Annotated in this window: 21 protein-coding genes; 12 read left to right on the top strand and 9 right to left on the bottom strand. The window is 59.5% G+C overall.

The genetic code is table 11. From position 1 onward, the window contains the following. Positions 1-5 precede the first annotated feature (5 nt). The 5 genes from BUA36_RS13430 (at position 6) to BUA36_RS13410 (ending at position 4,578) form a co-directional block, all read left to right on the top strand. Positions 6-824, top strand: coding sequence for a cell division protein FtsQ/DivIB (locus tag BUA36_RS13430; RefSeq protein ID WP_072785235.1), 819 nt, complete (start codon positions 6-8; stop codon positions 822-824). A 13-nt stretch (positions 825-837) separates the two neighbouring features. Next, entirely contained in the window at positions 838-2,070 is a 1,233-nt protein-coding gene (ftsA, locus tag BUA36_RS13425) for a cell division protein FtsA (protein WP_072785234.1), read from the top strand. 114 nt (positions 2,071-2,184) lie between these two features. Then, positions 2,185-3,411: a cell division protein FtsZ gene (gene ftsZ, locus BUA36_RS13420; protein ID WP_072785233.1), complete on the top strand. Its 1,227-nt coding sequence runs from the start codon at positions 2,185-2,187 to the stop codon at positions 3,409-3,411. An 81-nt stretch (positions 3,412-3,492) separates the two neighbouring features. Continuing rightward, a complete protein-coding gene (locus BUA36_RS13415; RefSeq protein ID WP_072785232.1) occupies positions 3,493-3,996 on the top strand; it encodes a peroxiredoxin in 504 nt (167 codons plus the stop codon). 36 nt (positions 3,997-4,032) lie between these two features. Next, positions 4,033-4,578, top strand: a complete 546-nt coding sequence (locus BUA36_RS13410) for an NADPH-dependent FMN reductase (RefSeq protein WP_072785231.1) — start codon at positions 4,033-4,035, stop codon at positions 4,576-4,578. Here the strand turns inward: BUA36_RS13410 and BUA36_RS13405 are convergent. Both BUA36_RS13405 and BUA36_RS13400 read right to left on the bottom strand, forming a co-directional pair. Then, complete coding sequence (locus BUA36_RS13405; RefSeq protein WP_072785230.1) at positions 4,575-4,766, bottom strand: hypothetical protein; 192 nt, start codon at positions 4,764-4,766, stop codon at positions 4,575-4,577. The genes BUA36_RS13410 and BUA36_RS13405 overlap by 4 nt on opposite strands. Positions 4,767-4,899: 133 nt before the next feature. Continuing rightward, positions 4,900-5,661, bottom strand: a complete 762-nt coding sequence (locus BUA36_RS13400) for a class I SAM-dependent methyltransferase (RefSeq protein ID WP_072785229.1) — start codon at positions 5,659-5,661, stop codon at positions 4,900-4,902. Between the two features lie 91 nt (positions 5,662-5,752). Here BUA36_RS13400 and BUA36_RS13395 point away from each other — a divergent pair, with 91 nt between their 5' ends. Next, positions 5,753-6,523, top strand: a complete 771-nt coding sequence (locus BUA36_RS13395; RefSeq protein WP_072785228.1) for a helix-turn-helix transcriptional regulator — start codon at positions 5,753-5,755, stop codon at positions 6,521-6,523. Between the two features lie 3 nt (positions 6,524-6,526). On the opposite strand, the gene BUA36_RS13390 is transcribed toward BUA36_RS13395, so the two are convergent. Beyond that, positions 6,527-7,732, bottom strand: a complete 1,206-nt coding sequence (locus BUA36_RS13390) for a DUF4214 domain-containing protein (RefSeq protein ID WP_084560148.1) — start codon at positions 7,730-7,732, stop codon at positions 6,527-6,529. 195 nt (positions 7,733-7,927) lie between these two features. Between BUA36_RS13390 and BUA36_RS13380 the strand changes: the two genes are divergently transcribed. Both BUA36_RS13380 and lpxC read left to right on the top strand, forming a co-directional pair. Then, complete coding sequence (locus BUA36_RS13380) at positions 7,928-8,770, top strand: DMT family transporter (RefSeq protein WP_072785225.1); 843 nt, start codon at positions 7,928-7,930, stop codon at positions 8,768-8,770. Positions 8,771-8,793: 23 nt separating this feature from the next. Further along, a complete protein-coding gene (gene lpxC / locus BUA36_RS13375) occupies positions 8,794-9,729 on the top strand; it encodes a UDP-3-O-acyl-N-acetylglucosamine deacetylase (protein ID WP_072785224.1) in 936 nt (311 codons plus the stop codon). Position 9,730: 1 nt separating this feature from the next. Here lpxC and BUA36_RS13370 read toward each other — a convergent pair whose 3' ends face one another. Beyond that, complete coding sequence (locus BUA36_RS13370) at positions 9,731-10,216, bottom strand: DciA family protein (protein ID WP_229255700.1); 486 nt, start codon at positions 10,214-10,216, stop codon at positions 9,731-9,733. 224 nt (positions 10,217-10,440) lie between these two features. Here BUA36_RS13370 and secA point away from each other — a divergent pair, with 224 nt between their 5' ends. After that, positions 10,441-13,230, top strand: coding sequence for a preprotein translocase subunit SecA (secA, locus tag BUA36_RS13365; protein ID WP_072785222.1), 2,790 nt, complete (start codon positions 10,441-10,443; stop codon positions 13,228-13,230). A gap of 140 nt (positions 13,231-13,370) precedes the next feature. Here secA and BUA36_RS13360 read toward each other — a convergent pair whose 3' ends face one another. The 4 genes from BUA36_RS13360 to BUA36_RS13345 form a co-directional block, all read right to left on the bottom strand. Continuing rightward, positions 13,371-13,859 (bottom strand): HAD family hydrolase, encoded by a 489-nt coding sequence (locus BUA36_RS13360; protein ID WP_072785221.1) that lies wholly within the window; start codon positions 13,857-13,859, stop codon positions 13,371-13,373. Positions 13,860-13,912: 53 nt separating this feature from the next. Then, complete coding sequence (locus tag BUA36_RS30005) at positions 13,913-14,347, bottom strand: energy transducer TonB (protein WP_084560147.1); 435 nt, start codon at positions 14,345-14,347, stop codon at positions 13,913-13,915. Positions 14,348-14,450: 103 nt separating this feature from the next. Next, positions 14,451-15,344 (bottom strand): DUF4351 domain-containing protein, encoded by an 894-nt coding sequence (locus BUA36_RS13350; protein ID WP_084560146.1) that lies wholly within the window; start codon positions 15,342-15,344, stop codon positions 14,451-14,453. 121 nt (positions 15,345-15,465) lie between these two features. Beyond that, a complete protein-coding gene (locus tag BUA36_RS13345) occupies positions 15,466-16,314 on the bottom strand; it encodes an EamA family transporter (protein WP_072785218.1) in 849 nt (282 codons plus the stop codon). Between the two features lie 80 nt (positions 16,315-16,394). On the opposite strand from BUA36_RS13345, the gene BUA36_RS13340 reads away from it, so the two are divergent. The 3 genes from BUA36_RS13340 to BUA36_RS13330 all read left to right on the top strand — a co-directional run bounded on the left by BUA36_RS13340 (position 16,395) and on the right by BUA36_RS13330 (position 18,548). After that, entirely contained in the window at positions 16,395-16,883 is a 489-nt protein-coding gene (locus BUA36_RS13340) for an Lrp/AsnC family transcriptional regulator (protein ID WP_072785498.1), read from the top strand. Positions 16,884-17,007: 124 nt separating this feature from the next. Continuing rightward, positions 17,008-17,736: a PEPxxWA-CTERM sorting domain-containing protein gene (locus BUA36_RS13335; RefSeq protein ID WP_072785217.1), complete on the top strand. Its 729-nt coding sequence runs from the start codon at positions 17,008-17,010 to the stop codon at positions 17,734-17,736. 17 nt (positions 17,737-17,753) lie between these two features. Continuing rightward, positions 17,754-18,548 (top strand): sterol desaturase family protein, encoded by a 795-nt coding sequence (locus BUA36_RS13330; RefSeq protein ID WP_072785215.1) that lies wholly within the window; start codon positions 17,754-17,756, stop codon positions 18,546-18,548. Here the strand turns inward: BUA36_RS13330 and BUA36_RS13325 are convergent. Continuing rightward, positions 18,545-20,635: a TonB-dependent receptor plug domain-containing protein gene (locus tag BUA36_RS13325; RefSeq protein ID WP_229255699.1), complete on the bottom strand. Its 2,091-nt coding sequence runs from the start codon at positions 20,633-20,635 to the stop codon at positions 18,545-18,547. The two genes, BUA36_RS13330 and BUA36_RS13325, sit on opposite strands and share 4 nt — an antisense overlap. Positions 20,636-20,638: the final 3 nt, after the last annotated feature.

Below are 20,638 nucleotides of genomic sequence, written 5' to 3'. Positions count from 1 at the left end.
GGTCGATGTGGCATGACGTGAGGGCTTTGAATGCTACCGCCAGCGGCCTGTTTGCGCTGACGATACTGGCATGCATCGCGTCCGGCGTGTGGTGGGTGTCGCAGCGGCCGATGTTCAACCTGCGCACCATTCGGATTGAGACGATTAGCAATAACGAAGAACTGAAGCATGTGAATCACCTGACGCTGCGTAACAACGCGCTGGGCCGGATCAAGGGCAACTTCTTCACCACCAACCTGGATGCGGTACGCCAGGCGTTTGAGTCGGTGCCCTGGGTACGCCGCGCCACGGTACGCCGCGAATGGCCGGACCAGTTGATTGTGGCGCTGGAGGAGCATGAAGCGCTCGGCACCTGGGGCGAGGACGGCAGGCTGTTGTCGACCAAGGGCGACGTCTTCACCGCCAACCTGGCCGAAGCGGAAGAGGATCATGCGCTGCCGGAGTTTGAAGGGCCGGATGGCAGCGAGAAGGAAGTATTGTCGCGTTACGACGAGTTGCGGAAATGGTTTGCGCCGCTCCAGCTGGTGCCGCAAACGTTATCGCTTTCAAGCCGGTACGCGTGGACGGTGAAACTGAATAATGGCATGAGCGTGGCGCTGGGCCGGGAACAGACCAGTGCGACGTTGAAGGAGAGGGTGGACCGCCTGATCGGGATTTATCCGCAGCTGGTGGAGCACCTGCCCAATATTGACACGATAGACATGCGGTACCAGAACGGTTTGGCGTTGAGCGCACAAGGGCTGAAGATGCCCGTGGAAGGCGCAAAACCCAAATCACTCATCAAGAAACCTACGGCCAAAAAACCGGATACAAAGCACACATAGCAGGCAAAGAGAAATGACAAAAGACGCTAAAAACCTGATCGTCGGCCTCGATATCGGTACCTCGAAGGTGGTGGCCGTGGTGGCCGAGGTGATGGGCGATGGCCGCCACGAAGTAATTGGCCTGGGCCAGCATGAATCGCGCGGCCTGAAAAAAGGTGTGGTGGTCAACATCGAAGCGACCGTGGAATCGATTCAGCGCGCGCTGGAAGAAGCCGAGCTGATGGCCGACTGCAAGATCCGCAACGTGTACGCGGGTATCGCGGGCAGCCATATCCGCAGCTTCAATTCCAGCGGCATGGTGGCGATCAAGGACAAGGAAGTGACGGCGACCGACGTAGCGCGCGTCATTGAAACGGCAAAGGCGGTTAACATTCCGACCGACCAGCAATTGCTGCATACGGTACCGCAAGAATTCATCGTCGACAGCCAGGAAGATGTGCGTGAGCCGATCGGCATGAGCGGCATCCGGCTGGAAGTGAAAGTGCATATCGTCACCGGCGCGGTGTCGGCGGTGCAGAACATCGTCAAGTGCGTGCGCCGCTGCGGCCTGGAAGTATCGGACCTGATCCTGCAGCCGATGGCCTCGGCCGATGCGGTACTGACCCGCGACGAAAAAGAACTGGGTGTGGTGCTGATCGATATTGGCGGCGGCACCACCGACGTGGCCGTGTTCTCGGACGGCGCGATCCGTCACACTGCGGTGATTCCAATTGCCGGTGACCAGATCACCAACGACATCGCCATGGCGCTGCGTACGCCGACCACGGAAGCGGAAGAGATCAAGATCCGCTACGGCGTGGCCAAGCAGGTGCTGGCTGATCCGGGCGAATCGCTGGAAGTGCCGGGACTGGGCGACCGTGGTCCGCGCAACCTGTCGCGCCAGGCGCTGGCGGCGGTGATCGAGCCGCGCGTGGAAGAGCTGTTCGCGATGGTGCACCAGGTGGTGCGCGAGTCGGGCTACGAAGGCGTGCTGTCCTCGGGCATCGTGCTGACCGGCGGCACCTCGATCATGCCGGGCATGGTGGAGATGGCGGAAGACATATTCCTCAAGCCGGCGCGTCTGGGCACGCCGGATTACCGTGGCCAGTTGGCCGACGTGGTGCGCAGCCCGCGCTACGCGACCGTACTGGGCCTGTTGTTGGAAGCGAAAAAGCAGTACCTGCGTGGCCACATCGTCACGCGGCAGGATGGATCGGTAAAAGCAGTCTGGCAGCGTATGAAGGAATGGTTCCTCGGGAATTTCTGAGGCCTGTCTCTCACTAACACAAATTTTTATATTAAACCGCAGTTTTCAATCTCCAGTTCTCCTACAATTATGAGGACTGGCGCTTGAAAACCGCATTCTGATAGGAGTCACATCATGGAGTTCGATATGGTCGATAACGCAGCTTTGGGTACTGTCATCAAGGTCGTTGGGGTCGGCGGTGCGGGTGGCAATGCGGTACAACACATGATCAACAAAGGTATGTCCGGCGTCGAGTTCATCGCCGCCAATACCGACGCGCAGGCGCTGTCGACCTCCAAGGCCGACAACATCATCCAGATCGGCGAGACCGGTCTGGGCGCAGGCATGAAACCTGACGTCGGCCGCAAGCTGGCGGAAGAGTCGCGCCAGCGCATCGAAGACTCGCTGCGCGGCGCGCACATGGTCTTCATCGCTGCCGGCATGGGCGGCGGCACCGGCACCGGCGCCGCCCCTATCGTGGCGGAAGTCGCCAAGTCGCTGGGCGCGCTGACCGTGGCAGTGGTATCGAAGCCGTTCTCGCACGAAGGCCAGAAGTGCATGGACATCGCCGACGAAGGCCTGGAACAGCTGTCGGCCAACGTCGACTCGCTGATCGTGATTCTGAACGAGAAGCTGGAAGAGATCTACGAAGACGAATCGCTGATCGAATGGCTGCAACACGCTGACGATGTGCTCAACAACGCGGTGGCCGGTATCGCCGAGATCATCAACGTGCCGGGCCACATCAACGTCGACTTCAACGACGTCAAGACCATCATGGGCGAGCAGGGCAAGGCGATGATGGGTACCGCCACGGCTGCTGGCGTGGACCGCGCGCGCATCGCTGCCGAGCAGGCCGTGGCGTCGCCGCTGCTGGATGGCGTTGACCTGTCGGGCGCACGCGGCGTGCTGGTGAACGTCACCGCATCGCGTGGCCTGAAAGGTAAGGAGATCAAGGAAGTCATGGCGGCGGTACGCGCGTTTGCCGCGCCGGACGCCTCGATCGCACAAGGTATCGCTTACGACGACGAGATGGGCGACAGCATCCGCGTGACCGTGGTGGCCACGGGCCTGGGCAAAGCCAAGAAGCACGTGCAGCTGGTACCTCAGCAGATGCTGCGTACCGGCACCCACAACAGCCCGATGATGCCATCGGCTGCCATGGGGGGCGCGGCGGCGGCGCAAGGCCTGTCGATGGGCGCGGCCGGCGGCATGGGCGGCGGCGCATCGCCAGCGTTCGACGGCATGAAAGCCCCGGCCGTATGGCGCCGCGAATCGGCTTCCGAGCAGGTGCGCGCAATGGAAAAGAACGGCATGGAAACCTACGACATTCCTGCTTTCCTGCGCAAACAGGCCGATTAAGGCATACTGCCGGTTCTATCCGGGGAAAAAGCCGCACCTCGGTGCGGCTTTTTTACATTCAACTTATAAAAGGAGTCATCCATGACCATCAAGATTGGCGACAAACTGCCAGAAGGCACCCTGTCCGAATTCATCGAAACCGAAACCGAAGGCTGCTCGCTCGGCCCGAACACGTTCAATGTACAAGACCTGGTCAAGGGCAAGAAGATCGCGATCTTCGGTCTGCCAGGCGCCTACACCCCGACCTGCTCGGCACAGCACGTGCCGGGTTACGTCAAGCACGCCGCCGAGCTCAAAGCCAAGGGCGTGGATGAGATCTGGTGCATCTCGGTCAACGATGCTTTCGTGATGGGCGCATGGGGCCGCGACCAGAAAGCCACCGGCACCGTACGCATGATGGCCGACGGTAACGCCGCCTACTCGAAAGCGCTGGGCCTGGACGCCGACTTCAGCAAGTTCGGCATGGGCACCCGCTCGCAGCGCTACTCGCTGCTGGTGGAAGACGGTGTGGTCACCCAGCTCAATATCGAACAGGGTGGCAAGTTCGAAGTATCGAACGCGGAAACCCTGCTGGGCCAGCTGTAATTCCAGGACGGCGCCGCAGGCGCCGTTTTTTTATCCATGAAAATTCTGGCGATCTCCGGCAGCTTGCGCGCTGCGTCGATTAATTCCATGCTGTTGCGCGTGATGGCCGAGGTGGCGCCGCCTGGCATGGAAGTACGCGTGTATCGCGAACTGGGCCTGCTGCCGCTGTTTAATCCGGATCTTACCGAGCTGCCAGCGATCGTGGCGTCGTTACGCGACCAGTTGCTGCGAGCAGAGGCGCTGGTGATTGCCAGCCCGGAGTACGCGCACGGCGTGACGGGCGCGATCAAGAACGGGCTGGATTGGATGGTTGGTAACGAATCCTTCATCGGCAAGCCGGTAGCGTTGCTGAACGCCTCGCCGCGCGCCACCCATGCATACGCATCGCTGCGCGAGACAATCACAGTGATGTCGGCGCAGGTGGTGGAAGCGGCATCGATTACGCTGCCGCTGCTTGGCGCCAACCTGAGCGAATCGGCAATGCGCGCCGACCCGCAAATCTGCGGCATGCTGCGTGCCGCCCTGCTGTCATTGAAAGACGCTCACCGTAGCAGCGTGAGCGCGCAGGCCGGCATTGCCTAATCGACGATCTTTTTGATCTCGATACTCTTGAGCCATTTCACATGGCGCGGACCGGCGCGGAGGTCTTTGCCGGAGATCATAGCGATGCGGCCTTCATCGTCGGCCAGCGCCTGGCCGCCTTTTTCAAAGACCACCAGCACCTCGTTGCCCACCGGCGTATTGAAGACTTCCGACCACGAGTAGACCACCGCATAGCCGTCGCTGCGGTGGCGATGATGGCCATTTTTTTGGCGTCGTTGTGATCGCGCGAGATGACGGCCGCGCGCTCCAGCAGGTCGCGCGACCGTCCTCCTTTGCGTTCGCCCAGCTGCTGTGGCGTCATCAGGCGTTATGTGCCAGGAACATGGTGGAATCGATAGTGAAGGAGTCGTCCGGCTGCACGGAAAAATAAGCGCGCGTTTCATCGGGCGCGGTGCTGAACAGGCTGCGGATGGCGGTGACGCGCGCGGGCGGCGTACGCATGCGGGCGGTCCAGTCGTTGAACTGCATGTCGAGCTTCCAGCTGTCGATTTTTTTTGCGTTGAAGCCGGCGTCGCCGAGCATGCGTTGCCATTCGGATGGCCGGTAGTCGCGCACGTGCGAGCCGTCGCGCAGCAATTCTACCGCTTGCAATGTGGTGTCATGCAGCGGATGCTCGGGCGCGGTGATGTCGATGATGACCAACACGCCGTTCGGCTTGAGCACCCGGCGCACTTCGCGCAATGCGGCCGGGACGTCCAGCCAGTGATGGGCGGAGAAGCGTGTCATTACCATGCAGAAGGATGCATCGATAAAGGGCAAGCTGGCGACGTTGCCTTGCTGCGTGCCGATGTTGTGGTGGCCACGTTCATGCGCGGCGTTGCGGACCACGGTCAGCATTTCGGCGGACAGGTCAAACGCCGTCATGGATTCCGCCACGGGCGCCACGGCAAAGCTGGCGTGGCCGGCACCGCAGCCCAGGTCCAGCACGACGGGATGTTGGCCCAACCCTGCGGCGATCTCGCGCAACTGCGCCAGGTCGGCGCCTTGCGCATGGACGGTGCTGGTCAGGTAGGCGCTGGCGGTATTGCCGAACTGTTGGGCGACAACGGCTTGCTGTTGCATGATCTCTCCTCAAAATGGCGCAGTCAGTGCAGAATAGGCGTGTTCTTATCCTGTAACAAGGCAAGGACTTATCCTGGTATAAGGAACTACCATGCAAAGCAAACTTGGCGACTTCATCCGCGCCCATCGTGAACGGACTACGCCGGCCAGTGTCGGCTTGCCAGCGGGCGGCCGCCGCCGCACGCCAGGCTTGCGCCGCGAGGAACTGGCGCAGCTGTGCGAGGTCAGCCCGACCTGGCTGACATGGCTGGAGCAGGGCAGGGAAGTGGCCGCCTCCAGCAAGCTGCTGGCGCGCATGGCGGAGGTGCTGCACCTGAATGCGGCGGAACGCAGCTACCTGTTCAGTCTGGCCGAACGCCTGGACCCACAGCACGATGCTGACGCAGGCGAGGCCGACCAATCGTTGGACGCGGTCGTTGCCGCCATCGATGCGCCGGCCTATATACTCAACCGGCAATGGGATGCTGTGGCCTGGAACGGCCACGCGCTGGCCTTGTTCGGCGGCTGGCTGGACGTCGAGGAGACTGCGCCTGCGCGTCCCAATCTGCTGCGCTTCATGTTCCGCAGCGCCGCCGCACGGGGCCTGATTGTCGACTGGGATGACCGCGCGCGTCGCCTCGCCGCCGAATTCCGTGCCGACATCGGCAAACACGCCAGCGATCCAGCGCTGGCCGCAATGATCGCCGAACTGTCGCAAGACAGCCCGGAGTTTCGCCTTTTATGGGCGTCGCAGGATGTCGTCAGCCGCGAGGGCGGACTGCGCCGCTTCCACCATCCCCTCGCTGGCGAGATGAGCTTCAACCAGGTGACACTCCACATGGCCAAGCGTCACGATTTCAAGCTGGTGATGCTGCTGCCTTAGTCTTCAGCAGCTCCGCCAATATCCGTGGACATAAGTGCCATTTTTTCTTCTGTATCCATTGACCCAGCATTGTTTTACTGTTGGCGTAGAGGGGATGATTACTGGTGACTCAACTGCAATGTCGTTTGCTTCGCAAGGTTTGCCATCATGGTCACGGTCCAGATAGGTATGTCCAGCAAGGTATAGTGCCTGTGCTACGGATAGCGTCAGCTGGGAGCACTTGTAAATGCCGGTGTCTGGAATAGGTGCTATTGGTACTGCTGAAACAGAAACGCTTACGATTGCTGGGCGGCTAGCCCGGACACCGTCATTTACGGTTAGCGAGAACGTATAAGTACCTGCGGCATCAGGGACAAAATAGGGTTTGCTTGCGGATACCGAGGAAAGTGTATTCAGGCTGGTGCTTGGCTTGTTTATCACCGCCCATTCATATTTTATCGAATCGTTATTTGCATCGGTGCTCGCGCTGCCATCCAACGTGACAGTAGATTTCATCGTCGTTTGAACATTGCTGCCAGCATTTGCTACAGGGCGATAATTCACGCCGCGTTCGACGTATGCGATACCCTTTTCAACGGTTGGAGCTAATGCGTTTTTGTTCTCTGTACTTTCTGAAAATCCCACAAGCACCTGTGCTCTGGTTAGTCCCAGCTGCATCGCTCTCAGCCAGGAAGCAAGGCCAGCTGCATCTGGATCACGATGTAATGCGTTGTTGTATAACTTGGTGAGGAATAAGGTGTTATCGGGATTGACGCCGTAAAGCTGTTGGAACTCAGCGCTCCCCACAAAACTTTCGGCAATGGTGACAAGTGAGGTACCACTATCGAGTATTGCAAGCCAATGACCCAAACCGGCGAGATCTGGTTTTCGGTTAAACGCGGCTTGATAGAGACGGTAAATCTGGCTGCTGTAGTCGACGTCCAAGGCGAGCGATACGTCGGCAAATTGTACTCGTCGCAAAACGCTATAAGAGCGACTAGTGCCATCGTCTGGAATGTTTGTGATGACATAGCCGGATTCCTTGCTCTCTATGAGATATTGAGAGCGATCATTGGGTAGTACGACGTCGTCGTCATCGGCAGTCGGAGATGAACCTCCTTGAGTTCGCTGGGCGGAACGCATTTGAACTGACGATGTATCTGATTGGCCGCCACAGCCAATCAGGCTAGTGGCGATAAGCAGTGCTAGAAGACCGGATTGGTAGTGCATAGAAAATCCAATGTGTAAATTGTAAATATAATAACATATTAATTTCCATTTAGACACTTTGAAGAGTTGTTATAATCCATGCGATAGCGTCATGCGCCGTCCTGGCTCCCGACGTCGCCATCATGACGTTCTCCGATCAAGGAGCTTCTTCTGTCTTCCGTTAGCCGCCAAGAAAATCTGCGCGCGATCTACGCGATGCTGATTGCCGTTGCCATGTTCTCCTTCATGGATACCACCATGAAGCTGCTGTCCGAACACTATCCCGCCCGACAAGTCACTGCCATGCGCGCATTGAGTTCGCTGCCGCTGCTGTGCGCGTACATGCTGTACCGTGGCGCCTTCAAGGGCATCTTCCGGGTGCGCTGGCCCATGCATTTGCTGCGTAGTGCGCTGGGTGTCGGCATGCTCACCATGTTTGCTTTTGGCCTCAGCATGCTGTCGCTGGCGGAAGCGTATTCGATCTTCTTCATCGCGCCAGCGCTCATTACCGCGCTATCGGTGGTCGTGTTGAAGGAGAAGGTCAGCACTGGCCAATGGGTGGCCATCGCGGTTGGCTTGATCGGTGTGATTGTGGTGCTGCGCCCTGAAGGGGCGGGCTTCCTGTCGATTGGCGGCCTGGCGATTCTGGGCTCGGCGTTCTGCTATGCGACCACCGCTATCGTCAGCCGCGTGCTGGCGCGCAGCGATACCAACGAGTCCATGATGTTCTGGTATCTGATCCTGATGTCGCTCGGCGGCCTGGCCATGTCTGTGCAGAACTGGGTGCCGGTGCGGGCCGAGGATGGCTGGGTATTGCTGGCATTGGCGCTGAGCGGTTTCTTCGGCCAGCTGGCGATTACGCGTGCGTTCAGCACCGGCAAGGCTTCGGTGGTGGCGCCGTTTGAATATTCCGCACTGGCCTGGGGCGTGGCGATTGACTGGGTGTTGTGGCATACGCTGCCGGATGGCTATACCTTGCTGGGCGCGGGCATCATCATTGCCAGCGGCATTTACCTGGTGCGCCGCGAAGCCGTCCATGTGGAAGCTGAGCACCCTTAACCGCAGTTCGCTATAATCGCTGGATGTTAAAACAACGCACTATCAAAGAACTGGTCCGCACCACAGGTGTCGGCCTGCACTCCGGCACCAAGGTTGAACTGACCCTGCGCCCGGCCGCACCGGATACCGGCATCGTGTTCCGCCGGGTTGACCTGAATCCCATCGTCGAGTTTCCCTCGAGCGCCATGGCGGTGGGTGACACCCGCATGGCGTCGGTGCTGGTCAAGGATGGCGCGCGTGTCTCCACGGTTGAGCACCTGATGTCCGCCTGCGCCGGCCTCGGTATTGATAATTTATACATCGAAGTCAGTGCTGAAGAAATCCCCATCATGGATGGTTCGGCCTCGTCTTTCGTATTTTTATTGCAACAGGCGGGCGTGCTGGAGCAGCCGGCGGCCAAGAAATTCATCCGCGTACTGAAGCCGGTCGAAATCCGCGAAGGCACGGGCGACAAGGAAAAGTGGGCACGCCTGCTGCCGCACGACGGCTTCAAGCTGGACTTCTTCATTGAGTTCAACCACCCGGCAGTGGACGGCACGCAGCAGCGCGCCCGGGTGGATTTCGGCGACGTCTCCTATGTGCACGATGTGGCGCGTGCGCGCACCTTCGGCTTCATGCAGGACGTGGAAATGCTGCGCGGCATAGGACTGGCACGCGGCGGTTCGCTGGAAAACGCGATTGTGATGGACGAGTACCGCATCCTGAATTCGGACGGCCTGCGCTATGAAGACGAGTTCGTGCGCCACAAGATCCTGGACGCGATTGGCGATCTGTACCTGGTCGGCCATCCGCTGCTGGCCAGCTATGAAGCGCACAAATCCGGTCACGCGCTGAACAACCAGCTGCTGCTGGAGCTGCTCAAGCATCCGGATGCTTATGAAATTGTCACGTTTGAGAGCAATGACGTGGCGCCGCAATCCTATGTGCGCCAGATGGCGCGCGAGTGGGCGCTAACTTGACTTAGCCTTGTCCGGCGCGGCGGCGGGCCACCATGGCCTTTACCGCGTCGATCAGCGCGCTATTCTGCGGGCTGGCTTCCAATGTGGTGCTGAGCCGGTCGAACGCGTCCACGGCAGCCGGCGGCAGTTCCAGCGAACGCATCTTCTCCTTGATTTCGGCCGCCTTGGTCATCTGCACCTTGAGCCGCACGCCAGTCACCTGCCAGCCGCGCCGTCCCAGCGTTTCTTGCAACTTAGGCAATTGTTGCTTGAGTTTGGCGGCCAAGGCGGTGGTCGGCAGCGATAACAGCAATTGGCCATCCTCAAACGCCAGGATTTCGCAGTGCTTGAACATGGCCGGCAGGGTGTCGGCACAGTCCCTCTGCAAACGCGCCATGCGTTCAACCGCCGGCAGCAAGGCCGCCATGCGGTCGTTGCGGCGCAGGAAATCGGTGGCGCCCACGGCCGTCGGGCGCTTGAGCGAGATGTTGGAGGAGTTGAAACGCATGCGGCGAACCATATCACAGCGCCCCAAAATCGTCACCACCGGGTAAAATCGGTTGATTTTGTGACATTGTGAACGCTTGGACTATTGTTATATAGACCAATAACCCAATGTAGCACCGGACGCGTGATAAAATCACCGTCTTTTGCCATAGTCGAATTCCGTGCGGTAAGGCGTTTTTCCCCTAAACAGGCTTTTTTTAACGGCGTTTTTTCAAGAATTCAAGCATGTCTTTTCTGACCAAGATTTTCGGCAGCCGCAACCAGCGCCTGCTCAAGCAATACCAAAAAACGGTACGCGAGATCAATGCGCTCGAACCGGCAATGGAAAAACTGTCGGATGCCGAGCTGCAAGCCAAGACGCCGGCTTTTAAAGAGCGCATCGCCAATGGCGAAACGCTGGACCAGATCCTGCCGGAAGCATTTGCGGTGTGCCGCGAAGCGTCCAAGCGCGTCATGAAAATGCGCCACTTCGACGTGCAGATGATCGGCGGCATGGTTCTGCACTACGGCAAAATCGCTGAAATGGGCACGGGCGAGGGTAAAACCCTGACCGCAACCCTGCCAGCCTATCTGAATGCACTGTCCGGCAAGGGCGTGCACATCGTGACCGTCAATGATTACCTGGCACAGCGCGACGCCGACACCATGGCCAAGCTGTACAGCTGGCTGGGTCTGACCACCGGCATCAACCTGTCGCAGATGGAACACGCCGCCAAGCAGCAGGCTTACGCCTCGGACATCACCTACGGCACCAACAACGAATTCGGCTTCGACTACCTGCGCGACAACATGGTGTTCGACGCCAAGGACCGCGTCCAGCGCGTGCTGAACTTCGGCATCGTCGATGAAGTGGACTCGATCCTGATCGACGAAGCCCGTACCCCGCTGATCATCTCCGGCCAGGCCGAGAATCACACGGACCTGTATTACAAGATCAACGAACTGCCGCGCTTGCTGACGCTGCAAATTGGCGAAGAAACCGCCGATGGCAAAGGCAAGGTCGAAGTGCCTGGTGACTACACCAAGGACGAAAAAGCCCACCAGGTGCTGCTGACCGAAGCTGGTCACGAAAAAGCCGAAGCGATTCTGACCAAGATGGGTCTGCTGCCGGAAGGCGCATCGCTGTACGACTCGGCCAACATCACGCTGGTGCACCACCTGTATGCGGCGCTGCGCGCGCACGCGCTGTACTTCAAGGATCAGCACTACGTGGTGCAGAACAATGAAGTGGTGATCGTCGACGAATTCACCGGCCGTCTGATGACGGGCCGCCGCTGGTCCGATGGCCTGCACCAGGCGGTGGAAGCGAAAGAGGGCGTGAAGATCCAGAACGAGAACCAGACCTTGGCCTCGATCACCTTCCAGAACTACTTCCGCATGTATTCCAAACTGTCCGGCATGACCGGTACTGCGGATACCGAAGCTTACGAGTTCCAGGAAATCTACGGTCTGGAAACCGTGGTGATTCCACCTAACCGTCCTTCGCAGCGCAAGGACCGTCAGGACCAGGTCTACAAATCGGCACAAGAGAAGTACAACGCCATGATGCTGGAAATCCGCGAATGCTACGACCGCGGTCAGCCAGTGCTGGTGGGGACCACCTCGATTGAAAACTCGGAACTGCTGTCGGGCATCCTGACAAAGGCCGGCCTGCCGCACAACGTGCTGAACGCGAAACAGCACGCCCGCGAAGCAGAGATCATCGCCCAGGCAGGTTCGCCGAAAGCCATCACCATCGCCACCAATATGGCGGGCCGTGGAACCGACATCGTGTTGGGCGGTAACGTTGAAAAGCAAATCCAGTTCATCGAAGCCAATCCTGAGCTGAGCGATGCCGACAAGGCGGCGCAAGCGCAGGCGCTGCGCGATGGCTGGCAAGCGCTGCACGAGCAGGTGGTGGCGGCTGGCGGTTTGCACATCGTCGGCACCGAGCGTCACGAATCGCGCCGCGTCGACAATCAGCTGCGCGGCCGTGCTGCGCGCCAGGGTGACCCGGGCATGTCGCGCTTCTTCCTGTCGCTGGACGATCCGCTGCTGCGCATCTTCGCAGGCGACCGCGTGCGCGCGGTGATGGAACGCCTGAAAATGCCGGAAGGTGAACCGATTGAGGCGGGTATTGTGTCGCGCTCCATCGAGTCCGCTCAGCGCAAGGTGGAAGCACGTAACTTCGATATTCGTAAGCAGCTGCTGGAATACGATGACGTTGCCAACGACCAGCGTAAAGTGATTTACCAGCAGCGTAACGAATTGCTGGAAGCGACCGATATTTCGGAGCTGATCCAGTCGCTGCGCCACGGCGCCTTCACCGATCTGGTACGTGAATACGTGCCGGAAGAGTCGGTGGAAGAGCAGTGGAATATCAAGGGTCTGGAAGCTGCACTGGCATCAGAGTGGCAGATCGACGTGCCGCTGCGTGCCATGCTGGAAAAAGATTCCAGTCTGAACGACGAAGAGATCCTGCACGCCGTGCTGGCGGCAGCGGATGCGCTGTACCAGTCGAAAGTGGATATCGTTGGCAAGGAATCGTTCGGCGGCTTTGAGCGCAACGTCATGCTGCAGTCGGTGGATTCGCACTGGCGTGAACATCTGGCAGCCCTGGACCACCTGCGTCAGGGTATCCACCTGCGCGGCTACGCGCAGAAGAATCCTAAGCAGGAATACAAGCGCGAAGCGTTTGAGCTGTTCGGCCAGATGCTGGACATGATCAAGAACGAAGTGGTCAAGCTGATTATGACCGTGCGTATCCAGTCGCGCGAAGAGATCGATGCAGCGGAAGCCGCGATGCAGCAGTCGCATGTTGAGAACGTGAGCTACCAGCACGCGGACTTCAACCCGAACGCTGCACCGGAAGACCTGCTGGCGCCAATGCCATCGCAGTTCGGCGGCCTGCCGCCAGAGCTGCAAGGCCTGAGCGGCGAGCAGCTGATGGAGCTGGGCCTGAAGGTTGGCCGCAACGATCCATGCCCATGCGGCAGCGGTAAAAAGTACAAGGCTTGCCACGGCAAGCTGGCTTAACCGTTTAAGCCACTCATGAAGACCCGCAGCGCCGCAAGGCCTGCGGGTTTTTTTATGTGTATTAGCTCATACTCGACCTGACACAGGGTGTCTGAATGACGACCGGCAGCACCCGCCCCGAAGCCGCCGGTCGCGCGCCATTATCTTTTTGAGCGAACCATCAGCTCTTCAGCAATTGCCAGCAGTTCTTGGTCCCCCTCCAAGCCATAATAGGGTTTTACCTTGACATGATTACGAGGTTGACGGGCTATTTTTTCCGGTGAGTCATCAAGGATGGTGATGCGTTCAACTGGGTAACCATGACTTTGAACACGACGGAGGTCTTTGATATATACGTAGCCATTGGACTGTGCATCCACGCGTTGAATACACCGCTCCACCGCCCAAGAAAACTTCACATCAAAACCAGCGAAAATCTCCTCTACGACGGCATCGACATATTCCCGCGAAGACGATGACCACACAGCGAAATCGTATAAAGGCTTTGCGGCGATAAGGAGCTCTAAAAGGAACGGCCTCTTGTAGACGAAGTACGGCGCATATTCGAAATCCGCAGGCCGGGAAAGTTGCTCGGTAGTCGCATGTACCAGCGTTTCGTCGAGGTCGAAAATCAGGAGATTACTTGTCATCCATTACCTATACATAGTTCAGATGGCGCCTTCTGGCCGATGACGGTAATCAGCTAGTCTAAAGTCCAAACATATTGATTCACCACCCATTCTTTCTGTAACTGACCGTTCTGTGGCGATACTGTAAGTTTGCAACGCGCAGTCGCCTCTAGTGCAGCGGAATCCAGAATTTCATGCCCGCTCGACTTTACAACCTCTTTTTCAAGAACACGCCCATCAACGTCGATAAGGAACTTCATCGTTACAGTGCCGGTAAGCTCTTTCTTGAGCGCTTCTCGCGGCCAAGCTGGTCTGGTGCAAGGCATTTGAGGCATGGCGGAGCGAAGCTTTTGGTAAGGTGTCGGGGCTAATGTAGGATTTTCTCGAATTGATGCTACATCCTGCTGTGCCGCGCATTGACCGGCAAAACAAGCTGTAAGCAAAAATAGCGAGAATACTTGTAAAACCCGATATGTGCGGCACCCGCCGCGTTGTATTGATTTTTTCATTATTAAAAATTGGTGTCGAGTGTCGCCTAATGGCCGGTACCGGTCTCACAGAACTCTCACCAGTCTGACAGTTCGTTTCAGATCCAGTCTGAATTAGCACATTTTATGCGCTGAATAGATGTTTCAGCGATTCGGCTTCGGGTAATGCATCGCACCAAGTGCCCAGTTGCGCCATGCTGGCTTTGGTGAGCTTTTTGCGCACGGATTGTGGTAACGGACCGAAGCGCCGGGTGAGTTGCCTTTCCAGTAACGCCACGGCGCCTTCCTGGCGGCCTTGCTCCAGGCCTTTTTCCAACCCTCTTTGCCACCCTTTGTCGATAAACGACTGTTCCAATGAATTGAAAAGTTCCATCTCATGCTCCTTTTCAAGCTCAACGATCGCCTGCCAGTAGCGTTCCTGATATGGCTCCGGCAGGGCCATCATCCAGTTAATGACGCTGAATAATACGATTATGCGCCGTTTGCTCCACCCGTGCAGATAGAGGAGTTTCGTCAACTGCCATTTGGCGGCGTAGAGTTCTTCCGGGTTATGATGAGCCTGCTGCGTGCGCAAGTGGGCCAGCGTCACCCAGGCAAAAGGGTTGTGCGAGGCGAGCAATCCCTCACTGCGGGCGGCGTAATCGAGCAGCTTGGCGGTGGCGAAGGAAATGCCCATGCTGGTCCCCAGCAACTGGTTGTGAAAAGCGTGCGGACGCCAGTTGGGTTCATCATCGGCCAGTAGCACGAGGCTCGCCACAGGCCGTTCATACGCCTTGAAAATCCGGTAGTTGTAGTCGAGTACGCGCCGCGCCAGCGCGGGATCGCGTTGCGCCTGCACTTCAATGTGGATCAGCACCCACTGCAGGCGGCCGTCATGCAGACACACCTCGATCAGTTTGTCCGCGACCAGACCGTCTGGCGTGTTGCCTACGCCAACCCGCATCAACTCCTTATCGCGGAAGCGTGGCTTCTTTGACCAGTCTATCTGGGCGCCGAGATCGCTAAAGAAAAAAACCATGAAGGCTCTGAAGGCGTGCGTTACTGGCGCTTTCCACGGCAGGTCGTAGCGTGCGGGAGGGTTCGGTATCTATCGAGTCTACGGCCAGGCGCTGGCTGGCCGTATTGATGCGCTGCAAAGCTTATTTGCTGCTGCGTGTGCTGCCCATGGATGCGAGGATAATCAGGCCGATCGCCAGCCATTGCAGTGCACTCAGATACTCGTCGAGCAGGATCAGCGCAAGGACGGCGGCTACCGCAGGTTCGAGGCTAATCATGATGCCAAAGGACTGGCGCGACAGACGCTTGAGCGCCACCATTTCCAGCGAAATCGGAATCGCGCTGGACAGCAGCGCCACGCCGACACCAACCGCGAGCACCGTCGGCGACAGCAAGGCGCTGCCGACGTGGATGACGCCGACCGGCACCACCAGCAGTGCTGCCATCAGCAGGCCCAGTGGTACCGACAGCCCGCTATGCAAATGGCTGGCCCGCTTGCCGAAGACGATATAGGTACCCCAGCACACGGCAGCGGCGATGGCATAGGCAAGCCCGACCGGGTCCAGCGCCTCGGCACTGGGGACAACCGGTAACAGCAGCCCCAGTCCAGCGGCGGCCAGCGCTACCCACAGGAAGTCGATCGCGCGCCGCGACGACAACAGCGCGACGGTCAGCGGCCCGGCAAACTCGATGGCCACCGCTATCCCGAACGGAATCGTACGCAAGGCCATATAGAAGCACAGATTCATCGCGCCCAGCGCCAGGCCATACAAGGCCACCGTTCTGGCGTCAGCCCAGCTGAGCTGGCGGCGCCACGGCCGGTAAAACAGCAGCAACAGCAGGGCGGAGAAGCCGACCCGCACCGCTGTCGTCCCCTGCGCCCCGACCAGCGGAAACAGCACGTGCTTGGCCCATGAGGTGCCAATGCCAAGAAAAGTCACGGCACCCAATATGGCAAGAAAGGGGATCAAAGCACTGCGGGAAGTCGTCATGATGAAATGCCGGTTGAAAACAAAGTGATGAAAGTTTATTGTGTATGCGTGCTTATTTGGACTCAATTTTCACCCAGTTCATGCAACTTTCGCTCACGATGGACCTCGACGCCTTCGATCTGGCGATACTGGACATCCTCCAGCGCGACAACACAAGCTCCCAGCGCGAGATCGCGCAGCGGGTGCATTTGTCGGCGCCTGCCGTGCAGCGTCGCATCCAGCGCCTGCGGGACAGCGGGGTCATACGCGCCGAGGTGGCCGTGCTGGACGCGACCCTGCTGGGCCGTCCTCTGACGTTGACAGTGGAAGTCCACCTGCATGAGGACCACCCGGACCGTTCAGCCGCGCTGCGCGCACGCATCAAAGCCGAGCCGGCAGTGCAGCAGTGCTACGTGATTACCGGTGAAGCCGACTTCCTGCTGATCGTCACCGCCGCCACCATGGCGGACTATGAAGCGCTGACCGAGCGCCTGTTTGGCAAGGATGACAATGTGCGTCGCTACCGCACGTCTGTGGCACTGGGATGCCTGAAGGCCGGTTTTCATGTGCCTCTTGGTAACACAAGTTGAATTTCTGCTAGAATTGCGTTACCTACCTTAATTCGACAGAGAAGCACCTCGTCGAATTGCCCCTCGGCCCAAAAATCGCCGATAGCTGAATAATCCCTATCTGTCATTTTTGGAGCATTGCGTCATGCGCATTCAATCTATTTTGTTGTCTTTGTCCGCCGTTGCCGCCTTGAGCGCAGGTATGGCTCAGGCCTCGACCAACCTGGTGACCAACGGTAATTTCGAATCGACCACCAACGGCACCAACAAGCAGCTGTCGTCCGTGATCACGCTGGATGCCCACCGCACCACGCTGACTGGCTGGACCAGCAGCAATGGCAACGACGGCGGCTACAACTTCGTGTTGAGCAGCGGCCTGGCCAATACCTGGGATTCAGCCATCTGGCTGAAGAACAGCTATACCTCCTCGGCCAATGGCGGCAACATCTTCGCTTCCGACGCCCTGTACTACCCTGGCACGCTGTCCCAGTCCATCAGCGGCCTGACGGTCGGCGGCAAATACACGCTGACCTTCGATTACGCGCTGGGCCAGCAAGTTGGCTTCAATGGCGCCAACAGCAATAACTACTGGCAGGTCGGCCTGGGCGGCAGCACCCAGAACTCCACGGCGCTGAGCATCGCCAACGGCGGCTTCAGCGGCTGGAAAACCGCCAGTATGACCTTCACCGCCACCAACGCCAGCGAAGTGCTGTCGTTCCTGGCCAAAGGCGCCTCGCCAGGCGCGCCGCCATTCATGCTGCTCGATAGCGTATCGCTGACCAGCGCCGTGCCTGAACCGACGACCTGGGGCATGCTGCTGGGCGGCCTGGGTCTGCTGGGCTTCGTGGCGCGCCGCCGTTCGCAACAGGTCTGACGCACCCCGCATCAGCCATGAATATCGTACTGCGCCTTTTTCTGTGGCTGGTGCTGCTGTCGCTCCTGTTCGTTCCACTGGAACGCTGGTTCGGCGCGGCGCATGCGCCGCGTTCGCGCCGCGAGCAGTTGCAGAATCTGGCGTACTACGTCATCAGCAGTCTGGTGCCCATCGTCCTGTTGAGCGCACCGGCGGCATTGCTGGCAGTCGCGGCGCGGCATGTGGTGCCGGACGCGCTAGTCCTGGCAGTGCAGTCCTTGCCGCTGTCAGTACGCCTGCTGCTGGCTTTCGTCGTCGGCGAAACCGGTTTCTACTGGGGCCATCGGCTTAGCCATGAGCTGCCGTGGTTGTGGCGCTTCCACGCGCTGCATCACAGCACGGAGCATATGCACTTTCTGGCGAATACCCGCACGCATCCGGTGGACATGGTGTTGACCCGCCTGTTTGGCCTGGTCCCGCTGTATTTGCTGGGACTGGCCAGTCCCAATGTCGCCGGCAGTGGTGCACCTGCGCTGCTGCTGGTATTGGGAACACTGTGGGGCTTCTTCATCCACGCCAATCTGCGCTGGCGTCTGGGGCCGCTGGAGTGGCTGGTCGTCACGCCGGCCTTCCACCATTGGCACCACAGCCGCAACGACCATATCAACCGCAACTACGCCTCCACCTTGCCGTTCCTGGACCGGTTGTTCGGCACGCACTATCTGCCGCGACACTGGCCGGCCGAATATGGCACCGATACACCACAGGCGCCGACCTTGAGCGGCCAGCTGCTTGATCCGCTGCTGCCGGCCAAGAAGACTGCCGCCAGTTAGAGCTGCTGCTCGTACACGGCGCGTATGCCCACGCGGCCTGGCGTGGTGCTGTTGCGCGTGATTGCGTACACGCCGTCATCGTAAGCTTGCCCCGCCAGCTGCTGCTGGTGCAGCATGTTGAGCAGCGCGAAGCGCAGCTGCCGTTTGCGGTCGATTTTCCACAACGCGTAGCTGTCCAGCGTGCGCGTGACACCGGTATAGCTGCTCAAGCGGTCGCTCACGCACACCGTGCCGCCGGTCTGGATGCCGGCGTTCAGGCCCAGTGTCCACGCGGCGCTTGTCTGGTAGTCCATGCCAATGTTGGCGCTCAGCGGCGTTTGCGTCGCCAGGCGATTGCCCGGACCCGGTACGGCATCAAGCCGCGACCAGTTGCGGGCCGCGTTGGCGCGCAAGTCTATTGGCGGTGCACCGGGCAGCAGCGTGGACATGCGCGCGCGCATATCGAATTCCACGCCCATCGTGCTGGCTTTGCCGTCGTTGGCAGGCGTCGTCACCCATGTGCCGTTTTGCTGGAATAGCCGCTGCACCGTGACGTCACGGATGCTGCGCGCATAAGCGGAGATGCTCAGCGAGCCGTTTTGCGCGAAATAGGATTCATAGGCCGCATCCAGTCCCCACGCCAGTTCCGGCCGTAGATCAGGATTGCCTTGTACGTCCGGCGTGGCGGGACTGTTGCCGTTGTTGACGGTGTAGCGGCGCGGCAGCAGATCGCGTGTCGGCGGCGCCTTGTAGGTGCGTGCCAGCGCCAGGCGGATCTGGTCGCGCTCCTGGTCCGGCAGCTTCCACATCATCTGCGCGACGGGGCTGAACACACCGGCGCGGTTGCGTACTGGCGTCAGGGCTGCGCCTTCGGTGCGCGTATCCAGCGTTTCCCAGCGCAGGCCGAGATAGGCTTGCAGGCCCGGCGTGACATCCCATTCATCCTGGGCGAACAATGCCATGCGGCGCACGCGGGCCTGGTAGGCTTGCAGCAGCTCGCCGAGGAAGGCGCCATCGGCGGCGCTATCGTGCTGCTGGCGCACTTCGCCGCGGCGGGTGTCTGCCCCATCCCAGCCCAGCGCCAGGCTGTGAACCGCGCCGATGCGGCTCAGGTACTTGCCGCTGGTGGTGACGCTGTCGTCGTTGGCGCTGGAGATGACGCTGCGTGCCAGGCGCGGCGTAGCGTCGGCCGCTGCGCCTTGGAATAGATAGTCGGTGTTGCGGTGGTTGTAATCCCATCCCAGTTTGGCGGTCAACTTGCCCGCGCTGAGATTGTGCGTCCATGTCAGGCCGCTGCGCAGAAAATTGGTGCGGGATGCCGAGCGCCAGTGATTGAGAGGATACGCTGTCGCCGGACCTGAAACGTCGGTTTCGTATGAATCGCCATGAGCACGTGTACGCACCACGTCCAGCAGATTTTGCCACGCCAGCGTATCGCCGCCGTCCAGGCTCCAGTTCAGGCGCGGCGCCAGATTCAGCTTGGCTTGCCGCGAGATGTTCAGGTCGGCGATGTCGCGCAGCGCGGCCGGGTCGCGCGTCTGTTCCGTGGTGCCGGAGGTATTGCGGAAGCCGCTATCACTGATGGTGCCCGTCAATCCGTAGGCAAGGGCGTCATCGCGGCCGGCGACTTGCAATGTCGCGGCTGGACTGTCGATGCCTTGCAGGTTTTCGTAAGCGAGCTTGATGTCGCGCTGCGGGCGAGTACTGCGGCGCAGAATGACGTTGATGCTGCCAGCCATCGCCTGCGCACTGTATTCCGCCGACGCCGTACGCAGAATTTCGATACGCTCGATCAGTTCCGGCGCGACGCTGTCAATGCTCATGCCCTGTGGCGCCGGTTCGCCATTGATCAGCAATTGCGTGTAGCCAGCACCCAGGCCGCGCATGCGGACCTCGCTGCCGCTGATGGTGATGCCCGGCTGGCGCTTGAGCAAGGAGGTGACTGTGGAGTCGCCGTACTGTTCGATATCGGCGCGGCCGATGACGATTTTGGCGGCGGTATCATTGCGGCGCAGCGCTTGCGTGGCGGAGCCGCTGATTTCTACGCGCTGCATGTCGTCCTGCGCGTGGGCGCTGGCAGCCAGAAAAAGTAGTAGCAGATGTTTCATGAT

Origin of the sequence: Duganella sacchari (assembly GCF_900143065.1) — a bacterium.
GTDB lineage: Bacteria > Pseudomonadota > Gammaproteobacteria > Burkholderiales > Burkholderiaceae_D > Rugamonas > Rugamonas sacchari.
This window is presented reverse-complemented; position numbering and strand designations above follow the sequence as displayed.